This is a genomic window from Streptomyces alanosinicus (assembly GCF_014650595.1).
GTDB classification, from domain to species: Bacteria; Actinomycetota; Actinomycetes; order Streptomycetales; family Streptomycetaceae; genus Streptomyces; species Streptomyces alanosinicus.
On record NZ_BMVG01000006.1, the window covers coordinates 16,732 to 31,335 of the forward strand.

General features: G+C 71.2%; 15 protein-coding genes, 1 tRNA gene, 1 pseudogene and 1 riboswitch. Of the genes and pseudogenes, 11 read left to right on the plus strand and 6 right to left on the minus strand.

Features of this window, described 5'->3' with window-relative positions; all coding sequences use genetic code 11:
• Positions 1-35: 35 nt before the first annotated feature.
• Genes lhgD through IE277_RS15190 form a run of 3 tightly spaced genes read left to right on the plus strand, consistent with a single transcriptional unit; the run spans position 36 to position 3,476 of the window.
• Positions 36-1,253 carry an L-2-hydroxyglutarate dehydrogenase gene (gene lhgD, locus IE277_RS15180; RefSeq protein ID WP_189952627.1) on the plus strand — a complete coding sequence of 406 codons (1,218 nt, stop codon included), beginning with the start codon at positions 36-38 and terminating at the stop codon, positions 1,251-1,253.
• Between the two features lie 42 nt (positions 1,254-1,295).
• Positions 1,296-2,120: a tRNA (guanosine(46)-N7)-methyltransferase TrmB gene (trmB, locus tag IE277_RS15185; protein ID WP_189952629.1), complete on the plus strand. Its 825-nt coding sequence runs from the start codon at positions 1,296-1,298 to the stop codon at positions 2,118-2,120.
• 42 nt (positions 2,121-2,162) lie between these two features.
• A complete protein-coding gene (locus IE277_RS15190) occupies positions 2,163-3,476 on the plus strand; it encodes a PrsW family intramembrane metalloprotease (protein WP_189952631.1) in 1,314 nt (437 codons plus the stop codon).
• An 85-nt stretch (positions 3,477-3,561) separates the two neighbouring features.
• Here IE277_RS15190 and IE277_RS15195 read toward each other — a convergent pair whose 3' ends face one another.
• Both IE277_RS15195 and IE277_RS15200 read right to left on the minus strand, forming a co-directional pair.
• On the minus strand, positions 3,562-4,506 hold the full coding sequence (locus IE277_RS15195) for an aldo/keto reductase (RefSeq protein WP_189952633.1): 945 nt from the start codon (positions 4,504-4,506) through the stop codon (positions 3,562-3,564).
• 89 nt (positions 4,507-4,595) lie between these two features.
• A complete protein-coding gene (locus IE277_RS15200; protein ID WP_189952635.1) occupies positions 4,596-5,618 on the minus strand; it encodes a M23 family metallopeptidase in 1,023 nt (340 codons plus the stop codon).
• Between the two features lie 9 nt (positions 5,619-5,627).
• Positions 5,628-5,794, minus strand: a riboswitch (cyclic di-AMP (ydaO/yuaA leader).
• Between the two features lie 343 nt (positions 5,795-6,137).
• Here IE277_RS15200 and IE277_RS15205 point away from each other — a divergent pair.
• Positions 6,138-6,211 (plus strand) — tRNA-Met (locus IE277_RS15205).
• Between the two features lie 60 nt (positions 6,212-6,271).
• Here the strand turns inward: IE277_RS15205 and IE277_RS15210 are convergent.
• Positions 6,272-7,405, minus strand: a complete 1,134-nt coding sequence (locus IE277_RS15210) for a dihydrofolate reductase family protein (protein WP_189952637.1) — start codon at positions 7,403-7,405, stop codon at positions 6,272-6,274.
• A gap of 77 nt (positions 7,406-7,482) precedes the next feature.
• Between IE277_RS15210 and IE277_RS15215 the strand changes: the two genes are divergently transcribed.
• Both IE277_RS15215 and IE277_RS15220 read left to right on the plus strand, forming a co-directional pair.
• Positions 7,483-7,998: a MarR family winged helix-turn-helix transcriptional regulator gene (locus tag IE277_RS15215; protein ID WP_189952639.1), complete on the plus strand. Its 516-nt coding sequence runs from the start codon at positions 7,483-7,485 to the stop codon at positions 7,996-7,998.
• Between the two features lie 113 nt (positions 7,999-8,111).
• Positions 8,112-8,753, plus strand: coding sequence for a GTP cyclohydrolase II (locus IE277_RS15220; RefSeq protein ID WP_189952641.1), 642 nt, complete (start codon positions 8,112-8,114; stop codon positions 8,751-8,753).
• Between the two features lie 73 nt (positions 8,754-8,826).
• On the opposite strand, the gene IE277_RS15225 is transcribed toward IE277_RS15220, so the two are convergent.
• Positions 8,827-10,134 (minus strand): DHA2 family efflux MFS transporter permease subunit, encoded by a 1,308-nt coding sequence (locus tag IE277_RS15225; RefSeq protein ID WP_229881643.1) that lies wholly within the window; start codon positions 10,132-10,134, stop codon positions 8,827-8,829.
• On the opposite strand from IE277_RS15225, the gene IE277_RS47165 reads away from it, so the two are divergent.
• Complete coding sequence (locus IE277_RS47165; protein ID WP_229881677.1) at positions 10,133-10,321, plus strand: hypothetical protein; 189 nt, start codon at positions 10,133-10,135, stop codon at positions 10,319-10,321. The genes IE277_RS15225 and IE277_RS47165 overlap by 2 nt on opposite strands.
• 101 nt (positions 10,322-10,422) lie before the next feature.
• Here the strand turns inward: IE277_RS47165 and IE277_RS15230 are convergent, their stop codons facing one another.
• On the minus strand, positions 10,423-11,031 hold the full coding sequence (locus tag IE277_RS15230; RefSeq protein ID WP_189953257.1) for an NADPH-dependent FMN reductase: 609 nt from the start codon (positions 11,029-11,031) through the stop codon (positions 10,423-10,425).
• Between the two features lie 209 nt (positions 11,032-11,240).
• Between IE277_RS15230 and IE277_RS15235 the strand changes: the two genes are divergently transcribed.
• Positions 11,241-11,960: a TetR/AcrR family transcriptional regulator gene (locus IE277_RS15235; protein WP_189952645.1), complete on the plus strand. Its 720-nt coding sequence runs from the start codon at positions 11,241-11,243 to the stop codon at positions 11,958-11,960.
• A gap of 10 nt (positions 11,961-11,970) precedes the next feature.
• Here the strand turns inward: IE277_RS15235 and IE277_RS15240 are convergent, their stop codons facing one another.
• Positions 11,971-12,636: a TetR/AcrR family transcriptional regulator gene (locus IE277_RS15240; protein ID WP_229881557.1), complete on the minus strand. Its 666-nt coding sequence runs from the start codon at positions 12,634-12,636 to the stop codon at positions 11,971-11,973.
• Positions 12,637-12,796: 160 nt separating this feature from the next.
• Between IE277_RS15240 and IE277_RS15245 the strand changes: the two genes are divergently transcribed.
• The 3 genes and pseudogenes from IE277_RS15245 (at position 12,797) to IE277_RS15255 (ending at position 14,596) form a co-directional block, all read left to right on the plus strand.
• The gene (locus tag IE277_RS15245) at positions 12,797-13,375 is read left to right on the plus strand and encodes a TetR/AcrR family transcriptional regulator (RefSeq protein ID WP_189952647.1); all 579 of its coding nucleotides are present in this window, start codon (positions 12,797-12,799) and stop codon (positions 13,373-13,375) included.
• A gap of 10 nt (positions 13,376-13,385) precedes the next feature.
• Positions 13,386-13,622, plus strand: a pseudogene (locus tag IE277_RS15250) (cupin domain-containing protein); the annotation flags it as partial.
• Between the two features lie 344 nt (positions 13,623-13,966).
• Entirely contained in the window at positions 13,967-14,596 is a 630-nt protein-coding gene (locus IE277_RS15255) for a DUF2637 domain-containing protein (RefSeq protein WP_189952649.1), read from the plus strand.
• Positions 14,597-14,604: the final 8 nt, after the last annotated feature.

The following is a 14,604-nucleotide window of genomic DNA, read 5'->3' on the forward strand; positions in this document are numbered from 1 at the left end:
GTTGTCAGTGGCGCAGTGCACTATCGAAGTGGGAGGTGGTGCAGGTGCCGGTCGAGGCGTACGACTGTGATGTGCTCGTGGTCGGTGGGGGGATCGTCGGGCTGTCCACCGCGTATGCGATCACGCGGGCCGCGCCGGGCACCCGGGTCACCGTGCTGGAGAAGGAGCCGGGCCCGGCCCGCCACCAGACAGGGCGCAACAGCGGGGTCATCCACAGCGGGATCTACTACCGGCCGGGCTCGCTCAAGGCGCGGTATGCCGTGCGGGGCGCCGCCGAGATGGTGAAGTTCTGCGCCGAGTACGGCATCGCGCACGCCGTCACCGGCAAGCTGATCGTCGCCACGGAGCGGGAGGAGCTGCCGCGCCTGCACGCGCTCGTGCAGCGCGGCCGGGAGAACGGCATCCCGGTGCGGGAGCTGGGCGCCACGCAGATCGGCGAGTACGAACCGGAGGTGCGCGGGCTCGCCGCGATACACGTCGGGACGACCGGGGTGTGCGACTTCGTGGGAGTCGCCCGGCAGCTCGCCCGGGCCTCGGGGGCCGAGATCCGTTACGGCGCCCGGGTCGTGCGCGTCGACCGGCGCTCCGACCGGGGCGTGGCGGTGCTGACCTCGGGCGGGGACGTGGTGCGCGGCCGGGTGCTGGTCAACTGCGCCGGGCTGTACTGCGACGAGGTGGCGCGGCTGACCGGCGATGAGCCCGAGGTACGGATCGTGCCGTTCCGCGGCGAGTACTACGAGCTGGCGCGGCCCGACCTGGTGCGGGGGCTGGTGTACCCGGTGCCGGACCCGGCGTTCCCGTTCCTCGGGGTCCATCTGACCCGGGGCATCGACGGCGGTGTGCATATCGGCCCCAACGCGGTGCCGGCCCTGGCCCGCGAGGGGTACGGCTGGGGGGTCGTACACCCCCGTGAGCTGGCCGGGACCGTGGCCTGGCCGGGGTCCTGGGCGATCGCCCGGCGGCACTGGAGATACGGGGCGGGGGAGCTGCACCGCTCGCTGTCGAAGGGAGCCTTCCTTCAGGCCGTGCGGCGGCTGCTGCCCGCGGTGGAGGAGGCGGACCTGGTGCGGGCCCCGGCCGGGGTGCGGGCACAGGCGGTGCTGCGGGACGGGACGCTGGTGGACGACTTCCTCATCCGGGAGGGGAGCCGCGCGGTGCATGTCCTCAACGCGCCCTCGCCGGCCGCCACGGCCTCCCTGCCGATCGGCAGAGAAGTCGGGCGTCGGGTGCTGTCCATGCTCGGCTCGCTGTAGTACCCGGCAGTACCCGGCGAGCGCCGTAAAATCGGTTCTACTGTGTCTGACTTCCTCAACGCCCCCGCAGCCCCCACGCCGGCCTCCCACGCCCCCGGTGTCTCCGTCCGGCATACCCGGGCCAAGGGGGAGCCGCGGTTTCCGGACGGGCCGAAGGCCGATCCCGCCGGGTCGCACTTCGAGCGGCGGATCCGGAGCTTCCAGCCCCGGCGCAGCCGGGTGACCGCCGGGCAGGCGGACGCCCTGCAGCGGCTGTGGCCCCAGTGGGGGCTCGACATCGACGGCCGGGGGATCATCGACCTCGGCGAGCTGTTCGGCAACGACCGGCCCGTCGTGCTGGAGATCGGGTTCGGGATGGGCGAGGCGACCGCGCAGATGGCCGCCGCCGACCCGGACACCAATGTCCTCGCCGCCGATGTGCACACCCCGGGGCAGGGCAATCTGCTGAGCCTCGCCGACCGCAACGGCCTGGCCAACATCCGGGTGGCCAACGGCGACGCGATCATCCTGCTCAGGGAGATGCTCGCCCCCGACTCGCTCGACGGGCTGCGCGTGTACTTCCCGGACCCCTGGCCCAAGAAGCGGCATCACAAGCGGCGGCTCATCCAGCCCGAGTTCCTGACGCTCGCCGCGACCCGGCTGAAGCCCGGTGCGCTCGTGCACTGCGCGACCGACTGGGAGCCGTACGCCGAGCAGATGCTGGAGGTGCTCGGCGCGCACCCCGACTTCGAGAACACGCAGGAGGACGGCGGTTTCGCACCGCGCCCGCAGTACCGGCCGCTGACCCGTTTCGAGGGTCAGGGACTGGACAAGGGACATGTGGTGAACGATCTGCTGTTCCGTCGCGTACCGCACCAGGGCCGGTAAACCGCTCCAGCCCCTCGTCCCGTCACCGTTAGGGTCGATGCCGTGGCCACCAGTCCTCCGTTTCCGACGTATCCCCCGGGCCCCGAGGGCCTGGTGCTCCGCCATCCGCACTGGTGGCAGCGCACGTGGGTGCGGTACGGGGCACTGATCACCCTGCTGGCGCTGTCCGGGCTGGTCATCCTCGCGCTGGTGCGCAGGCAGACCGGCACCGAGGGCTTTCTCGTCGGGATCGCGCTGGCCATGCTGCCCGTGCCATGGCTCATAGCCGCGTTCCGCTGGCTGGACCGGGTGGCGCCGGGCCCCTGGCGGAACCTGGTCTTCGCCTTCGCCTGGGGGGCGTGCGCGGCGGCGCTGATAGCCATCGTCGCCAACAGCTTCGCGACCAAGTGGATAGCGACCGCCACCGCCGATCCGGCCAGTGCGAACACCCTCGGCGCCACCGTGATAGCGCCCGTCGTGGAGGAGTCCGCCAAGGCCGCGGCGGTCCTGCTGGTCTTTCTCTTCCGCCGGCGTGACTTCACCGGGATCGTGGACGGCGTGGTGATAGCGGGGATCACCGCCACCGGGTTCGCCTTCACCGAGAACATCCTCTATCTGGGTACGGCCTTCGGGACCGACCAGCTCACCGGCGGCCGTGGCATCGCCTCCGTCACCGCCGCCACCTTCTTCGTACGCATCGTGATGTCGCCGTTCGCGCACCCTCTGTTCACCACCCTCACCGGGCTCGGCTTCGGCACCGCCGCGCTCTCCGCCGAGCGGCAGCGCCTGCGGCGGGCGCTGCCGCCGGTCTGCGGTCTGCTGCTCGCGATGAGCATGCACGCCTTCTGGAACGGCTCCTCCACCTTCGGCGAGTTCGGGTTCTTCGCCGTGTACGGCGCCTTCATGATGCCCGCCTTCGGGCTCCTGACCTGGCTCGCGATCTGGACGCGGCAACGAGAGCTGCGGACCGTGCGGGAGGAGCTGCCGGCGTATGTGCTGGCCGGGTGGCTGGGGCCGGCCGAGCCGTTCGCGCTGGGCTCGATGGCGGCGCGGCGAACGGCCCGTGACTACGCCCGGCACCACCATGGCCGGCCGGCGGCGCGAGCGGTGGCGCAGTACGAGGCCTGCGCCACCTCGCTCGCGTTTCTGCGGCACCGGGGGCGCCAGGGGAAGGCCGGGGCCGACTTCGTCGTACGGGAGCGGGAGCTGCTGGATCAGCTGTGGAAGGGGCGGGACGCGGCCCGGCCCGCCCTGGAGTACGCGGCGCGGGTGGCCGCGCCGGTCTGGCCGGTGCAGCAGGCACCGGTGGCGACGGCGTGGCCGGGGTACGGCTATCCGGCGGCGCCCTACTCCGCGTACAACCCGTATCGGTCGTAACGGAACCGGCGGACCGGCGGACCGGGAAACCGACGGACCGGCAGACCGTGAAATCGACAGACCGTCGGACCGGCAGACCGGCGGGCTAGGCCGACGCCTCCGTCAGGCTCGCCACTTCCTTGTCCGTCAGCTTCAGGTCCGCCGCCGCCAGCAGCGCCGGGAGCTGCTCGACCGTGCGGGCCGAGGCGATCGGCGCGGTGATCGTCGGCTGGGCGGCGAGCCAGGCGAGGGCGACCGTGGCGACAGGGGCGTCGTGCGCGGCGGCGATCTCGTCCAGGGCCGCGAGGACCTTCTGGCCGCGCTCGGAGTCCGCGTAGCCCTGGGCGCGGCCGGCGCGGGCGCTGTCGACCGTGGTGCCGGGGCGGTACTTGCCGGTGAGGAAGCCCGCGGCGAGCGAGAAGTAGGGAACCGCGGACAGGCCCTCCTCGGCGGCCAGGTCCTGCAGCGGGCCCTCGTAGGTGTCGCGGGAGACCAGGTTGTAGTGCGGCTGGAGGGCGACGTAGCGGGCCAGGCCCTCACGGTCGGAGAAGTCGAGGGAGGCCTTGAGCCGCTCGGGGCTGATGTTGGAGGCGGCGATGTGCCGGACCTTGCCCGCCTTCACCAGCTCGTCGAGGGCGCCGATGATCTCCTCGACCGGCACCTCGGGCTGGTCGAAGTGGGTGTAGTAGAGATCGATGTGGTCGGTGTCCAGGCGGCGCAGGGAGGCGTCGGCGGCGGCCTTGATGTTGGCGGCGGACAGGCCCTGGTACTCGGGGTGCTGGCTGACCTTGGTGGCGATGACGACATCGTCGCGGTTGCCGCGGGCCCTGACCCACTTGCCGATGATCGTCTCGGACTCGCCGCCCTGGTTGCCCTCGATCCACGCCGTGTAGGAGTCGGCGGTGTCGACGAAGTTGCCGCCGGCGGCCGCGTAGGCGTCGAGCACGGCGAAGGAGGTCTCCTCGTCGGCGGTCCAGCCGAAGACGTTGCCGCCGAGGGAGAGCGGGAAGACCTGGAGGTCGGAGGAGCCGAGTGTGCGCAGAGAGGTCATGTCGTACGTCAACGCCGGCGGTGGATGATCGATTCCGCCGCCGGCGCCGAGTTCACCCGGATGTCAGGAGTCAGAGGCAGGGGTCGGGGTCAGGGGTTGAGGCCCTTGTCCCGCAGCCACGGGGCCGGGTCGATGGCGGTGGCCTGTCCGTCCGGGTGGACCTCCAGGTGGAGGTGCGGGCCGGTGACGTTGCCGGTGGCCCCGACGCGGCCGATGACCTCGCCGGTGGAGACCTTCTGGCCGACCGAGACATTGATCGAGGACTGGTGGCAGAACCACAGCTCGGTGCCGTCGTCCAGGGTCACGACGGTGCGGTAGCCATAGGCGCCGGCCCAGCCCGCCTCGGTGACCGTGCCGCTGTGGACGGCCTTGATGAGGGTGCCGGTGGGGGCGGCGAAGTCGAGGCCCGTGTGGTAGCCGGAGGACCACATCGCGCCGGGCTGACCGAAGGTGCCGGTGATCGTGTACGAGACGACGGGCAGCTGGTACTGCTTGGCCAGCTCGGCCAGCCGCTTGGCCTCGGCCGCCTTCTTGGCGTCGGCCTCCGCCTTCTGCTGGGCGGCGGCGGCCTTGGCGGCGGCGTCCTTCTCCGCCTTGGCGGCCGCGTCGGAGGTCTGCTTCTCGGCGGCGGCGAGCGCGGCGGCGGTGGCCTTGCTGTCGGCCTTGCTCTGCTGCTGGTCGGCCTGGGCCATGATCCGGTTGCGCAGGGCCTCGCCGGCGTCACCGCTGTCGGCGCTCTCGGAGGTCACACCGACCTTGCTGAGCCCGGTGGCGGTGGTCTTGGGCGCGTCCGGGGAACCCTCCCCGAAGAAGTGGGTCACGGAGTCCGGCAGCGATATGGAGACCGGCGGCTTGCCGGTGTTGGCGCTGGCCATGCCGCCCGCGCCGACCGCGGCCATCACGCCGACGCCGAGGACGGTGGAGCTGCGCTTGAATCCGTTGCGCTGCTTGGCGACGCGGTGTCGGCCACGGACCGGGGGGAGGGACTCCTCGGTGGGGTTCCACTCCTCCCAGGGGCCTTCATCGGTGCCATAGGCGCCATAGGCGAAGGTCTCGGGATCGGTCCCCGCGGGGGCGAACGGGGCTTCTGGGGCAGGCGGGTTGGACGCCACTCGGGCGTGCTCCTTTCCTTCCTCCGCCTACCGGGTTAGCTGACGGGTTCGGAGCAGGAAGGTCTCCTACGCGCGTATACCGGGCGTGGACTCCGCGAGTTCACGACGATATGTGCGCGATTCACCCCAAGGTGGTGGTTCCCCGGTTCCCTCGCGGGATTCGGCGCGTGCGCACGGAGCCGCCTCGGGTGACGGCTGGGACGACCGCGCTGCGTTATCGAACGTTAATAGACCCGTGAGTGAGTTTCCAAGCCGTTCCACTTGATCATTAACGTTTTCCGCCCCGGACTTACCGGTCAGGAGCGCAGCAAACCGGGCGAGTTGACCGTCGTACAGTAGCGTCGAGTCGTTTGATGGTGACTCAGATGTGATGCGGAGGGCGGTCGTCCGGTCACTGTCGGTGAGGTCGCCCATGCCGATGGCGCCCCATTGACCCGAGCGGATGACACCGGCCCGCACCTCACGGTTAACCGATGTGCAAGAAGTCCCGCGCATGGAGTACAGTAGTGAACACAACGACGCGGGGTGGAGCAGCTCGGTAGCTCGCTGGGCTCATAACCCAGAGGTCGCAGGTTCAAATCCTGTCCCCGCTACTGAAGACTCAGGGCCCGGAAGCCAATGGTTTCCGGGCCCTGAGTGTTGTCCGGGTGGATTCACCCCACCAGATGCCGGTTCGGCGCCTTGGCCTGCTCCTCGCACTCCGGCAGTACGACCACCTCGGCGCCCCCCTTCGCCAGAATTCCCGTGCCGTCGGCCCCCGCCACGAACGTGTCCGGCTCCTGCCACGCCGTGACCACCCGCCGTACCCCCGCCCGCAGGATCAGCTCGGCGCACGGCACGGGGCGGGAGGCCCGACGGGCGCACGGCTCCAGGCTGCTGTAGACCGTGGCGGCGGCCAGCCGCGGATCCGCCGGGTCGATCTTCGCGAGCGCGGCCTCCTCCGCGTGGACCACAGGGTCCTCGCCCTCCCGGGAGTGGCCGCGGGCCAGCTCGGTGCCGTCGGCGGCGACCACCACCGCCCCCACACTGAACGCCGTGGGCGACGGCGGGCACAGCGCGGCCAGCTCGCATGCGGTGCGCAGCCAGTGCCGGTCGGCGGCGGCGGGGACACGCCCGGTGCCGGGGGCCGTGGGCTCGTAGCGCATGAGGACCACGTCCTCGATCCGGCGGGTCTCGGCCAGGCGCAGCCGGCCGCCCTGATAGCCGCCCGGACCGAACAGGCGGGGCGCGGCCGGATCGCCGACGAACAGCGGGGCGAGGACCAGCTGCAGCTCGTCGGCGAGCCCCTGCTGGAGCAGCTGGGTGTGGACCGTGCCGCCGCCCTCGACCATCAGCCGGCGCACCCCGCGCACGTCCCGCAGGTGGGACAGCAGGGCCCGCCAGTCGAGGCCGGGGCCCAGCGGGACGATGTCGGCGGCGGTGCCGAGGCGACGGGCGGCCTGCTCGGCGCCCCGGTCGGTGGTGTAGACGAGCTTGTCGCCGCCGGCGTGCCAGAAGTTGGCGGCGGGGTCGAGGTCGCCGGTGGCGGTGACGGTCACCTTCAGCGGGTACGCGGGCCGGCCCTCCTGGACCCGGGCCGCTCGGCGCTCGGCGGAGTTGACCAGCAGCCGCGGGTTGTCGGCGCGGATGGTGCCGGCGCCGATCAGGATGGCGTCGGCGGAGGCCCGTACCGCGTCGACCCGGTCGAAGTCGGCTGGGCTGGACAGCAGAAGCCGTTCGGGGCCTGTGTCGTCCAGATAACCGTCGAGGGAGACGGCGGCGGACAGCAGCACGTACGGGTAAGACATCGGCGCGCTCTCCCTGGGAAGTATGCGAAGTCTGCGTCACTCTTGGTTCAAGTTTTAAACAAACCTACACTGGCGGTATGACGACCCGCTGGCTCACCCCCGAGGAGCAGCGCGCCTGGCGCGCGTATCTCGCCGCGACGCACCTCCTGGAGGACGCGATCGACCGACAGCTCCAGCAGGACGCCGGCATGCCGCACCTGTTCTACTCCGTGCTGGCCAATCTCTCCGAGGCGCCCGAGCGGCGGCTGCGCATGACCGATCTCGCGGAGACGCTGAAGATCACGCGCAGTCGGCTGACGTATGCGGTGACCCGCCTGGAGCGGGACGGGCTGGTGCGCCGGGAGGACTGCGCCTGGGACAAGCGCAGCAGTATCGCCGTACTGACGGACGAGGGCACGGAGGTGCTGGAGCGTTCGGCACCCGGGCATGTGGAGACGGTGCGCGCCACCCTGTTCGACCGGCTCGCGCCGGAGCAGGTGCGGCAGATGGAGGAGATCTTCACGGGGGTCGTGCGGGGGCTGCAGGGTGACGGCGCCGAGCCCGGGACGGACGACGTCCCCTGGCGGCGCCGGTCGTCCTGTTCCGGCTCCTGAGCCACACCCGGCACCCGGAAAACAATTGCTTTAAGTTTGAAACATGGGGTAGGGTCACCTCCTGTCATCGCTGCTTCAAATCTGAAGCAGCCGCCGCTCCTGGAGGGACCCGCATGCCCGACACCCCCGCCGCCACGCCGCGCGCCCGCGTCCGGGTACCGCTGCGCTTCCACGACGGCTACAGCGTCGACGCCGAACTCGTCACCTTCCACGGCCTGGCCGACGGCCAGGAGCACGTCGCCGTCGTCCTCGGCGACCCGGCCCCGGACGCCGTCCCTCTGGTGCGCCTGCACTCCGAGTGCCTGACCGGCGATGTCTTCGGCTCGGCCCGCTGCGACTGCGGTCCCCAGCTGCGCGAGGCGGTCGAGCGCATCGCCGAGCGCGGGGGCGTGCTGCTCTACCTCCGCCAGGAGGGCCGCGGCATCGGCCTGTACAACAAGCTCGACGCCTACGCCCTGCAGGACCAGGGTCTCGACACCTACGAGGCGAACGCCGCGCTCGGCCTGCCGGAGGACGGCCGCGACTACACGGCCGCCGCGCAGATGCTCACCGCCCTCGGCATCGGGGAGCTGGACCTGCTGTCCAACAACCCCGACAAGGCGGAGCAGTTGCGCGAGCTGGGCGTCGTCGTACGGGACCGGGTGCCGACCGGTGTCTTCACCACGGCGCACAACGTGCGCTATCTGCGGGCGAAGGTCCTGCAGACCCGGCACACCCTGCCGCTCGCCGAACTGACGGAGCTGAACGCGGGCTGACGCACGCGGGCTGACGCACGCGGGCTGACGCACGCGGGCTGATGCGCGCGGGCTGACGCACGCGGGCCGCCGGTCAGCCCGGGGGGCGGCGGCCCGGCAGCCGCAGCGACGGCAGCACCGCCAGGGCCAGCAGGGCCGCCGCGACGGCGTACGCGGTCCGGAAGCCGGCCGGGGTCAGGCCCGCCTGGCCCAGCACCACCGACAGCACGGCCGTCCCGACGGACGCCCCCAGCTGGGAGTTGATGCTCAGCGCGGTACTCGCCGCGGCCAGTTGCGGCGCTGGCAGTTCCCGGCTCGCGGTGGTCATCGTCGGCATCAGCGCCGTGCCGGCGCCGACACCCAGCACCATGGCCGATACGACCATCCGCCAGGACGCGACCCCGGGCACCCCGGCCTGCCAGGCCAGCAACGCCATCCCGAGGGCGGCCACCGCGATCCCGGCCGGGATCAGCCGGCGTGGCGCCACCTTGTCGATCCGCCGCGCCGCGATCTGCATGGTCGTACCGACGACCAGGCCCGTCGGCGCGCCCAGCAGACCGGCCGCCGTGGCGCTCAGCCCCCGCTCCTGCTGCCAGTACAGCGGGCCGAGCAGCATCGCGCCGAAGTAGCCGCTGGTGAACAGGGCGAGGGTGCCGACGGCGGCGGCGAAGGTACGGTCACGCAGCAGCCGCAGGTCCAGCAGCGGTGCGGACGCGGTGAGCGCGCGGCGTACGAAGCCCGCCGCGAGGGCCACGCCGGCGAGCGTCGGCACCAGCGCACCGGGCGCGGTGAAGTCGCCGCGCTCGCCGCCCCGGGCCAGGCCGAACAGCAGCAGGGCGAGGCCGGGCGAGAGCATCAGCAGGCCGGGGAGGTCCAGCCGGGCGGCGGTCCGCCCGGTGCCGGTCGTCGGCGCGTGAGCCGGCAGCAGCCGTAGTCCGAGCGTCAGGGCCAGGGCGCCGACGGGCACGTTGACCAGGAAGATCCAGTGCCAGGAGACGGCGTCGACGAGCCAGCCGCCGAGCACAGGACCGGCCACCGGACCGACCAGGACGGGCAGGCCGGCCACGGCCATGGCGCGGCCGAGCCGGTCACGGCCGGCGGCGCCCATCACCATCGTCATGCCGACCGGCTGCAGCAGTCCGCCGCCGAGTCCCTGCACCGCCCGGAAGGCGATGAGGCTGCCCGCGTCCCAGGCGCAGGCGGCGAGCAGCGAGCCGAGGGTGAAGAGCGTGAGCGCGGTCAGATAGGCGCGCTTGGCGCCGAGCCGGGCCATGACCCAGGCGGCGGTCGGGATGACGGCGGCCAGCGCGAGCGTGTACGCGGTGGCGGTCCACTGGATGGTCTCCAGCGAGGCGCCGAAGGACTGCGAGAGCCGGCGCATCGCGACGTTGACGATCGTCATGTCCAGCATCGCCATCACCGCGCCGATGACGGTGACGGCCAGGGTGCGGTTCAGGACCGTGGACGAAGTCTCCGGGGTCGCCGGGTTCTCCGGGTTCTCCGGGTTCGATCGGATATCCGGGTTCGCTGGGTTGTCCGGGTTCGCTGGGCTGTCCGGGTTCGCTGAGATATCCGGGTTCGCTGAGTGATCCAGGTCCGCTGGGTGATCCAGGTCCGCTGCCGGTCGGGCCGGTGTCGCGGCGGACGCGGTCGTACGCATCTCCCCCACCTCTCCTCCCCCTCCCCGCCCTCAGCCCTCGTACGGGCGCTCGGCCCGCGCGGAGCGCAACGCCCGGCCCCACCAGGTGAGTTGGCCCAACATGCCCTTGAGGGCGCCGGTGCACACGGCCGTGTCCCGCGGGGTGCCGTCCTCGCCGAGGCCGGACCAGGGGCCGTGCAGGCTGACCGAGTCGCGCACGGTCATGGCGTGCAGTTCGGCGAAGACCAGCCGGAGCTGCTCGACCGCGCGCAGCCCGCCGCCGAGGCCGCCGTAGGAGACGAAGCCCACCGGCTTGGCCTGCCACTGGGCGTGGTGCCAGTCGATGAAGTTCTTCAGGGACGCCGGGAAGCTGTGGTTGTACTCGGGCGTGACGACGACGAACGCGTCGGCGTCGGCCAGCCGCGGCGAGATGTCGCGCAGCGCGGCGACGGCCCCGGGGCTCGGCGTGCCGCCGAAGGAGGGCAGCGCCATCGGGAGGTCGATCCCGGCAAGGTCGATGACGTCGAGGTCGAGACCGGCGTCGCCGGCGGCGGCACCGAGGAACCACTCGGTGACGGCCGGGCCCAGCCGGCCCTCGCGGACGCTGCCGACGAGGACGGCGACGCGCAGCGGCGCCTCGTCGGACACCGACACGGACATGGGCATGGACATGGACACGGACACGGCTTCGTTGCTGGTGACAGACACAGGTGTCCCCCCTTCTGCCGGACTCTTCCGGCTTCTTCCGGCTTCTCCCGGTGGGCCGGCCGCCCTTCGCGGCCTTCCGCACAGCAAGGTACAACGGTCGTTGTAAAAAATACAACGCCCGTTGTAAACCGGATAGAGTGGCCGACCAGAAGGGGGCGGGTGTGGGCGAAACGAACGAGTCCCGGCTGACGCAGGCGCGAGGCGAGGTCTCACCGCGCAAGCTGGAGAAACAGATGGCGATCGCGAGCGCGTCCTGCACGCTCTTCGGCCGCGAGGGCTATGCGCGCGCCTCGATCGACGCGCTGGCCGCACAGGCCGGCGTCTCCACGCGCACGCTGTACAACCACTTCCCCGGCGGCAAGGCCCAGCTCTTCCAGACGGTGGTGACCTGGACGTCCAACGAGGTCCGCGACGCCCAACTGGCGCGCCTGCGCGCCGTGCTGGACCCCGAGCGGCCGCCGCGCGCCGAGGACCTGGAGCGCGATCTGGTCACCCTGGCCCGCGCGTTCGTCAGCCTCATGGCCGACTACCCGTACCACTTCGCGCTCGTCCGCCATATCCACGCCGAGGCCGACCATGTGCCGCCGGAGGTCCTCAAGGCCTGGTACGAGGCCGGTCCGGGACCGGTCGGCCGGGCCGTCACCGAGGCGATGACGCACCTCGCGGACGCGGGCCTGCTCGATCCGCACGGCGACGCGGCGATGGCCGCCGCCCACTTCACGGCCCTGACCACCCACACGATCGTGCAGTTCACCAACTACGGCGTCCATCCCCTCCCCGCGGCGGAGACGGACCGTCTGATCCGGGGCGGCGTGGCGGCGTTCCTGCGGGCCTACGGACGCACGGACCTCAGTCGGGCCGACCTCGGCCGGGCCGGCTGATCCGCACGCGTCACCGCGCCCCCCGGAGGAACCCCTCCACCACCCGGCGCACCTTCCTGGCGGCGCCGTCGTCCCCGAGCCGCATGGCGATGTTGGCCGCGTTGCAGACGGCGTCCAGCTGGAAGACGGTCAACTCCACGTCCAGAGGGGCGATTTCATCGTCCCCGACGGCCCGCCGCAGCTGTTCGCCGATGAGTTTCAGCCATGCGTCGCGGTGGGCGAGCAGGGCGTCGCGGACCGCGCCGGGGCGGCTGTCGTAGGCGGGAAGGTTGGCGGACCAGAAGCAGCCGCCGGCGAACAGGGGCGTCTGCGCGTAGACGATCCAGTGCTCGGTCAGCGCCCGCAGCCGGGCGGAGCCCGCGGGGAAGGACCGCGTGGGCCGCACGACCGCGCGCTCGAACTCCCGGTGCGCGCTCTCGGCGGCGGCGAGCTGCAGGTTCTCCTTGGTACGGAACAGCGTCTGGACACCGCTCTTGCTCAGCCCGAGGTCGGCGGCGAGCCGGCCGATGCTGAGCCCGTCGAGCCCGTCCAGCGAAGCGATGTCGACGGCGTGCCGGGCGACCCGCTGCCGGGCGCGGGCGCCGCGCACCAGCCGCAGATCGGTCACCTCGGGACCCTCGGCACCCAGGATTCCCCGTCCCGCGTCGCGCTCCGGGCCGTGTCGTTCGCTTTCCATTCCCGCCATCGTGCCACACGCCGGAGAAGATGTACGTCCGGTCGTATGTTTTGTTCGGTCCTGTTCGACCGCGCCCCGGCGAGGCCTCTGACAACTTCATACGGAGTACTCTGACCGGAGTGGTTTTCGATGAGTACCCGCACACGGAGCCGGACATCCCATGGTGAGACGCAATGACCAGCGACGGGCGGCCCTCGTCGACGCCGCGATCGAGGTGCTGGCGCGGGAAGGCGCCCGCGGACTGACCTTCCGGGCGGTGGACGGGGCGGCCGCCGTGCCTCCCGGTACGGCGTCCAACTACTTCGCCGGCCGCGACGAGCTGCTCACCCAGGCCGGAGCCCGCGTCTACGAACGGCTCCAGCCCGACGAGGCCACGATCGCCCGCCAGCGGACGGCCGGCCGCGACCGGGAGACGTACGCGGTGCTGATGCGTGAACTCGTCGGCCGTATCGCCTCCTTCCGCACCGGCTACCTCGCGCTGCTGGAACTCCGCCTGGAGGCCACCCGCCGCCCGGAACTGCGCGCGGTGCTCACCGAGCGGGTCCGCGCCGACCTCGCCGCGAACGTGGCCTATCACGAGGCGTCCGGCCTGCCCGGCGACGCCACGGCCGTCAAACTGCTCTACCTCGCCCTGAACTGGCTGATCGTCGAACAACTCACCCTGCCGGACGTGCTCTCCGAGGCGGAGCGGGAGGAACTGGTGACGGCGGCGGTGGAACGGATCGTGCCGGAGGTCTGAGGCCTGAGGTCTGGAACCGGACGAGGAGTACCCCAGCCACCCCCATCAGGCAGGGGTCGTGGAGACCGTCAGTGTGACCGCCGGCCGGATGACCCTGGTCGTCGACGGCACCGAGCACCCGCTCGCGGCGGGCCAGACCGCCACGTTCGACGACGACACCGCGCACACCTGTCGCGGCGCGGGCACCGGGCCCGGCCATCTGATCATGACGGTCCAGCTGCCGCCCGGCCCCGCGCGGGCCGAGTGATCTCTATATTCACGGAATGTATTTTTCTGCCTATTCGCATTTTCTCCGATTGTCGCGACCGGTCCGTTGCTGCGATCGGCCCCATCGGATACTGCTTTTGAGCAACAAAAACACCCGAATGCCCGACATCCGCCCACCCGGAGGCATTCGTTAGGCGGGCGTGACACGGACTGAAGGACTCACCGTCGGGAATCTCCGCTCGACGATCACATTTAATACACGGCTCGACGAAAGCGAGGTGTTCATTGACGGATGTTCTGATCTTCTCGACGACTTCCTGAGAAGAATGACCCAGCTGGAGAGCGAGTACCTGCAGGCGATGGTCGGGCTATAGGAAGTACTCGATGGACAGGACTCACAGCGAAGACATCTTCCTCGACACTGAGTTCAGCACGCTCGAGATGCAATGGGACCCGGTCGAGGAACTGGCCCAGATGCTGTCCGCAGCGTCCAGCCCCGATCCCGAACCGAGCCCGCCGCACGAACGGTCCAGCCACCGGAGGACCCGGCAGCGACTCCGTGCGGAATCTCGGTCGCAGGACAACAATCGGGGCACGCATGTCACGATCCTGATCGCGACCATCTCGGTGTGCGCGGTCTGCATGTTGGGCTGGTCATTCTCGTATTCGTATGCCCAGCTCCGCGCCACCGCGTCCTCCGTACTGCCGGCGAGATTGGCCCAGTGGTGGCCGCTGACGGTGTACGGGCCCTGGCTCGTGGCGGCTCTGTCCATTCTGCGGGCCACCGTCCAGAATCGGAGTGCGCGAAGGTCCTGGGGCGTGGTGCTGGCCGCCTCCGCGATGGCAGTGGCCCTGTGCGTCAGCCACTCACCGCACTCACTGCTTTCCTGGATCATCTTCGGAATTCCGCCGATCACCGCACTGGTGTGTTTCTGGGAGATCGTCGGCCAGGTGTCGTCCAAGGTCGCCAAACCCCGGCACGCCGCACAGGCCCGCCGCCCCACCAAGCCGTAGCGCGACGG

What these genes read in the sequence shown, in the direction of transcription:
- IE277_RS15230 (WP_189953257.1), bottom strand. Translation starts at nt 11,031, where the DNA reads ATGTCCGTGTCGGTGTCCGACGAGGCGCCGCTGCGCGTCGCCGTCCTC.
- IE277_RS15255 (WP_189952649.1), top strand. Translation starts at nt 13,967, where the DNA reads ATGGACAGGACTCACAGCGAAGACATCTTCCTCGACACTGAGTTCAGC.
- IE277_RS15245 (WP_189952647.1), top strand. Translation starts at nt 12,797, where the DNA reads ATGGTGAGACGCAATGACCAGCGACGGGCGGCCCTCGTCGACGCCGCG.
- IE277_RS15215 (WP_189952639.1), top strand. Translation starts at nt 7,483, where the DNA reads ATGACGACCCGCTGGCTCACCCCCGAGGAGCAGCGCGCCTGGCGCGCG.
- IE277_RS15220 (WP_189952641.1), top strand. Translation starts at nt 8,112, where the DNA reads ATGCCCGACACCCCCGCCGCCACGCCGCGCGCCCGCGTCCGGGTACCG.
- IE277_RS47165 (WP_229881677.1), top strand. Translation starts at nt 10,133, where the DNA reads ATGTCCAGCATCGCCATCACCGCGCCGATGACGGTGACGGCCAGGGTG.
- IE277_RS15225 (WP_229881643.1), bottom strand. Translation starts at nt 10,134, where the DNA reads ATGACGATCGTCAACGTCGCGATGCGCCGGCTCTCGCAGTCCTTCGGC.
- IE277_RS15195 (WP_189952633.1), bottom strand. Translation starts at nt 4,506, where the DNA reads ATGACCTCTCTGCGCACACTCGGCTCCTCCGACCTCCAGGTCTTCCCG.
- IE277_RS15240 (WP_229881557.1), bottom strand. Translation starts at nt 12,636, where the DNA reads ATGGAAAGCGAACGACACGGCCCGGAGCGCGACGCGGGACGGGGAATC.
- IE277_RS15210 (WP_189952637.1), bottom strand. Translation starts at nt 7,405, where the DNA reads ATGTCTTACCCGTACGTGCTGCTGTCCGCCGCCGTCTCCCTCGACGGT.